This is a genomic window from Streptococcus mitis, from assembly GCF_946190155.1.
Taxonomy (GTDB): domain Bacteria; phylum Bacillota; class Bacilli; order Lactobacillales; family Streptococcaceae; genus Streptococcus; species Streptococcus mitis_CL.
Genome location: NZ_CAMHZL010000007.1, coordinates 98,560 through 105,262 on the forward strand (window position 1 = coordinate 98,560; position 6,703 = coordinate 105,262).

At 39.1% G+C, this 6,703-nt stretch carries 1 protein-coding gene; it reads left to right on the plus strand.

All coding sequences use genetic code 11. The features are described 5' to 3' along the window. Positions 1-236: 236 nt before the first annotated feature. A partial coding sequence (locus N8O80_RS07230; protein ID WP_261027503.1) for an Ig-like domain-containing protein occupies positions 237-6,703 on the plus strand: 6,467 nt, incomplete at its 3' end.

Consider the following 6,703-nt stretch of genomic DNA (forward strand, 5'->3'; position numbering starts at 1 on the left):
CTGAAAATTGTTGTATTTTTGGAAAATATTTATTTTAAATTTAGAATAAAAAAATAAGTCATTTTATTTGCTACAGACTAGAAAATATGATATCATAAAGTTGTATGTTGTAGACAATTTTATGATATCAAGCTTCACTTCCAACATCTTTTGTTTCATCTGAGGTTACCTGTGAGTTTTCGATATCAATAACTTGTAAATCGACATCAAAATAAAAAAGGAGGTTGTGGATCTAAATGAAAGGCAAGCAACAACAAGATTTTAGAGTAGAAAAGTACATCCGTTATGGTATCCGGAAATATAGCTTTGGAGCAGCATCAGTAGCAATTGCAGCTGGTTTGATGTTCCTTGGAAATGGTGCGGTATCAGCAACGGAAGTTCAAGGTGCTGAAGCGTCTGTAGCAGCAGCTACTGCCCCAGCAAATCAAGCGGATTCTAATAAAGAGAAGGAAGCCGTTAAGCCAGAAACTAAAGTAGAGGAAGCTAAACCAGAGGTTAAAGCAGAGGAAGCTAAAAAAGTAAATAAAGCTGTCCTAGAAGCAAGTATTGCTACTTTGGAGTCTAAACTTTCAACTGCTAAATATGCAGATGCTACAGTAGTAAGCTCAGCTAAGGAAGTATTGGCAGCAGCTAAAGCAACTCTTGCAAAAGTAGATGCTAGTCAAGCTGATGTAGATGCTCAAGCAGAAACTGTATCAGCATTGAGTACTGTAGTTACTGAATCAAATTCTGCTGGTTTCGATAAAAAGAAAGCAGCTGAAAAAGAAGTGGCTAAAGCAGAAGCTGAAAAGAAAGCTACTCCAGCAGAAAAAACTCTTTCAGAAGCTAAATCAGCGCTTGACAAAGCTTCATCAGAAGCAGATGTAACAAACAGACTTGCAAAATCTGAACTTTCTAAGAAGGAAGTGAAGGAAGAAAACAAAGCAGCTGTTGAAGCGGCAGTAGCTAAAAACCAAGCAGTTCTTGCTGAAACAAAAACTTTATTGGCTGATAAGAGTGTCACAAAAGAGCAAGTAGATGCTCAATTGGCTCGTCTTAACGAATCAATCCTTGCAGTTTACAATGAATTGAAAAACGCAGGAATCGGCCGTGATGGTAAGTTTGCAGTAAACTTGGAAGATGCTCAAACAACAGCGCTTAAAGATGCAACAGCAGAATCAGGTGCCAAGTGGTTAGAACAAAATGGTTACAAATCTCTAGAAGAAGCTCCTAAATATATCAAGGGCAATGCAGATGATGACAAAGCCATTAAAAACCTAAACAATCAAATTCAATGGTTGGATTTTGGAGATGCTGCGGCATGGACAAATCGCAAAGCTAATGGTCAACTTCAGGTAGGTTCAGTTTATGAAAAAGAATTGATACCTGGTTATATCGTTAAAATGACTGTTAAGGAATTAAAACCATTCCATGCAACAGAAATTTATAAAAACCGTGTAGCGGGAACTAAGTATGAATCATCATATAAACCGAACGAAGAAAATATCTTTAACCAGGTTACCAAAAATCCATATTCTACAGGTATTAGTGGTAATAAACAAACTGGTTATACACACGTTAAAAACGCTGGATTAGATACAGGTAACTCAAAAACAACTATATCAGGTACAGATGATACGGGTGTTGGTCGCCAAGGACAAATCGTTGGTATCAAGTTTAATATTGAAGCTACATATAATGGTAAGCCTGTGAAACCTGGTATCGTTATGACATCAGGTGAAGATATCGGTGATTTAGAGACAGAAATCTATACAACTAACGGGACACCTTGGGACCTAGCAGGAGTTGTTGGTTCTACTAATGGTCATACTGACATGTATAAACCACATCCTAAATTTAATAGATTAAATGAGTGGGGTGGAAATTTAAACAAATGGACTACAGAAGAGTTGCGAAATGCTCTTGATGGCAAAATGTTTGCTACTAAAGATGCAGCAACTGCAGGTTTAGGATCACAAGTTTTTGGAGGATACATGAACACACGTTCAGCAACTCCAATTGTGTCCTCTGCAAATGTTTCTGAAATTGGCTTCTATATTATGTCTTCTGGTGAACAGTCATCTATGATTGGTATTAAATTCTCTGACTTTGGAGATCTTCCAGAATCATATGGAGCAGCTGAACACTACATAAGAACACAATCTAAAGATTATAAAACAGGTCAAATTAACCAAATTCAGCAACCTTACCTAGGGACTGTCAAAGCGGATATTGATTCAGTATCTGGTACACGAGTACGTGGAATCGATTCAGATGATACAAAAGAGCAAGGAGATGAAGGTGTGGCTCAACTTATTGCTCCAGACAATGTTCACACTAATGTAGATAATGGTGAGCCAGAAGTTAAATTAGTCCAAGGAGCAGATAACACATACCGTGTTAAAGTGCGTGCTTCAGCAAACGGAAATGATAACTATAGAGGTACAGTAGGACCTGCTTATGTGCGTGGATTTATCGACTTTAACAACAACGGTAAATTCGATGAAGGTGAAGCATCTAATATCGTTGAAGTAACAGGAAAAGACCAAGAAGTAGAACTTGTTTTCAGTAATACTCAAGTTATTGATACTACTAAAGATATAGTTAACTTCCGTACTCGTATTGCGACAGATAGAAAACAAGTTGAAAAACCAGTGGGAATTGCCTTCTCAGGAGAAGTTGAGGATAACCAAATCCAAGTTGCTTTACCTCCTCGTGGAGATAAAGAAGAAACTACTGGTAAACAAGGTGAAACTCAATCAGTTGGTATCGAGTTCAGAACACGTCCATTAGGTGACGATGCATCTGACTTGGGTTCAAACAATGGTAAAACCACATTCAACTCATACGGTAAAATTCACTACACCGAACAAAGTAACGTAATCAGTGCTGAAACTACTAAGAAAGCTCAAGGTGGCGTAAAAATTGTTGATGGTGACAACCTAGTTGACACTCTCAAAGTTCCAGGTCAAGGTACATATACAGTAACAGATGACAAGGTTATATTCACTCCAGAAGCTAACTTCGTAGGTAAAGCTGATGGTATCGTATTACGTGCTGTAGACTCAAATGGTCAATCAACTGGATGGACTGCATTAACAGATCAACATGGACTTGAAAACATCAATGATGGTACGCACTCAGCTGCTAAGAAAACAATGGATGCTGTTTACATTCCAACGGTAACTCCAAAAGAAATCACAGCTGATCCAGAAACATCAACAGATGTACAAGGTAAAGCACAGAAGAAAACTCCAACATTTACAGCAGGTGCAGATACAGAGAATCCAACACCAGTAACACCAAGTGCACAATATCCAGCTAAATTAGTTGATCCAGCTACTGGACAACCAACTGATGCAACATCTGTAACCGTAGAAGGGCAAGGAACTTACACAATTGATCCGACAACTGGAGTAGTAACATTCCAACCACTTCCAAACTTTACAGGAACAGCGACTGGAGTCGGTGTATCACTAACAGCACCTGTAGGTCAAGATAAAGATGGAAATCCTGTAACAGCTACAGCTACAACTACATATACACCAACTGTAACTCCGGTTACACCAACAGCAGAACCAGCTACTTCAACAGGAGTACAAGGTGAAACTCAAAAAGGAACACCAACATTTACAGAAGGAAATTCTGAAGTTCCAATTAAAGAAGGTTCTGTCAAACTATTGAATCCAGATGGAACAGAAGCAACTGGACCAGTTGATGCATTGGATCCAAATGGAAACAAGGTAGGTACATACACTGTTGATCCAACAACAGGAGAAGTAACATTTACACCTACTGATAAGTCTTATGTAGGACCAGTTCAACCAGCCAGCGTACAAGCTGAAGATAAGAATGGAACTAAAGTTAAGACAACTTACACGCCAACAATCGTAGGGGTAACACCAACAGCAGAACCAGCTACAACTGAAGATGTTCAAGGTAAAACTCAAGAAAGTCCAGTTTCATTTGAAGCAGGAAAAACTACAATTGCTGGAGAAGAAAAAACTGTAGAAATCGATCCATCTACTTATACACTTCTAGGTGAAGATGGACAACCAGCTACTGAAGTACCAGCTAAAGATCCAGAAGGAAACGTAATTGGTAAGTACACTCTTAAAACTGTAGATGGAAAAGCTGTTGCGGTATTTGAGCCAACAGATAAGACATACTCAGGTGATGTACAACCAGTACGTGTCCAAGCTAAAGATAAGAACGGAACTGCTGTAGAAACAACATACACACCGAAGATCACTCCGGTAACACCAACAGCAGAACCAGCTAAATCCGAAGCTATCCAAGGTGAAACACAAAAAGGAACACCAACATTCTCTCCTGGAGATAAGATTGCTCCAATCAAAGAGAACTCATACAAGCTTCTTGATAAGGAAGGAAATGAAGTTCCAGCAGGACAAACAACTCCAGCTTACGCTGAAGACGGAGTAACTCCAATCGGTACTTACTCAATCGATCCAGCAACTGGAGAAGTAACCTTCACACCAACAGATAAATCTTATACTGGTAAAGTATTACCAGCTGAAGTTCAAGCAGAAGATGCAAATGGAACAAAAGTTTCTACAACTTACACTCCAAATATCATTCCTGCAACACCAACAGCAGAACCAGCTAAAACTGTAGATGTTCAAGGTGCAACTCAAACTGGTAAACCAGTATTCCAAGGTGGAACTGCTATGGTTAACGGTGAAGAGAAAACTGTAGAAATGGATGATACAGTACCAGCTAAATTAGTAGATCCAAAAACTGGAGATAAAGTTGATTCATTAACGGTAGAAGGTGAAGGAACATATACAGTAGCTCCAGATGGAACAGTAACCTTCAAGCCAGAACCACAATTTACAGGTGTAGCTAAAGGTGTTGAGGTAGTACGTCAAGATAAGAACGGAACACCAGCTAAAGCAACATACACACCAGAAGTTAAACCAGTAACACCAACAGGAACAGACGCAGTAACTGAAGATATTCAAGGTTCAACTCAAACAGGTAAACCTGAATTCAAAGGTGGAACAGTAACAATTGATGGTAAAGAGAAAACTGTTGAAATCAATGAAGATAAACCAGCTAAATTGGTAGATCCAAAAACAGGAGATCCAGTTGATTCAGTAACTATCGAAGGTGAAGGAACATACACAGTAGCTCCAGATGGTACAGTAACCTTCACACCAGAAAAGAACTTCACAGGTAAGGGAACAGGTGTCACAGTTCAACGTGAAGATAAGAACGGCACACCAGTTACAGCTAAATACACTCCAGTTGTTAAGAAAGCAACACCAACAGGAACAGACGCAGTAACTGAAGATATCCAGGGTTCAACTCAAACAGGTAAACCAACATTTGAAGGTGGAAAAGTTACTGTAAATGGTGAAGAAAAAACTGTTGAAATTGATGAAGATAAACCAGCTAAATTGGTAGATCCGAAAACAGGAGATCCAGTTGATTCAGTAACCATCGAAGGTGAAGGAACATACACAGTAGCTCCAGATGGTACAGTAACCTTCACACCAGAAAAGAACTTCACAGGTAAAGGAACAGGTGTCACAGTTCAACGCGAAGATAAGAATGGTACACCAGTTAAAGCTACTTACACACCAGTTGTAAAACCAGCAACACCAACAAGTTCAGATGTTATCACTACAAATGTTCAAGGTGCTACTCAATCAGGAACACCAACATTTGAAGGTGGAAAAGTAACAGTCAACGGTGAAGAAAAAACTGTAGAAATCGATGAAACTATTAAACCAACATTTGATAATGGTACAACTGAGAAGAAAGTACCAGGTGAAGGAACATACACAATCGATGAAAACGGTACTGTAACATTCACACCAGAGAAAACATTCACTGGTCAAGCGACAGGCGTAACAGTTAAACGTGTGGATAAGAACGGCACACCAATCACAGCTAAGTACACTCCAGTAGTGGTTCCAGTATCACCAACTTCAAAAGACACTGAATCAGAAGGTCCTAAAGGACAACCTCAATCAGGAACCCCAACATTTGAAGGTGGCAAAGTTACAATCAATGGTAAGGAAGTTCCAGTTGAAATCGATGAAACAGTTAAACCAACATTTGACGATGGCACAACTGAGAAGAAAGTTCCAGGTGAAGGAACATACACAATCGATGAAAACGGTAAAGTAACCTTCACACCAGAACCTGACTTCGTAGGTAAAGCGACAGGCGTAACAGTTAAACGTGTAGACAAGAATGGTACACCAGTAACAGCTAAATACACACCAACAGTTCGTCCTGATACTTCATTCGTTGATAAAGATGGCAACCCACTTTCACCAACAGAAGACGGAACTAAACCAACTAAAGATATCCCAGGATACAAGATTGTTAAAACTGAAGTAGACGAAAAAGGAAATACAAAACACATCTATGAGAAAGTTACAACAACTCATAAAGATAAAGATGGTAATGTAATTCCAGGAACAACTACTGAGGAAGGTACAACTCCTAAGAAAGATATTCCAGGTTACCGTTTCGTAGAAACTAAGACTCTTCCAAACGGCGATACAGAGCACGTTTACGAAAAAGTTAAGACAAGTCATAAGGATAAAGATGGAAACGAAATTCCAAACTATCCAACAGAAGACGGTGAAAATCCTAAGAAAGATATCCCAGGTTACCGCTTCGTAGAGACTAAGAAACTTCCAAATGGCGACATCGAACACGTTTATGAGAAAGTTAAGACAAGTCATAA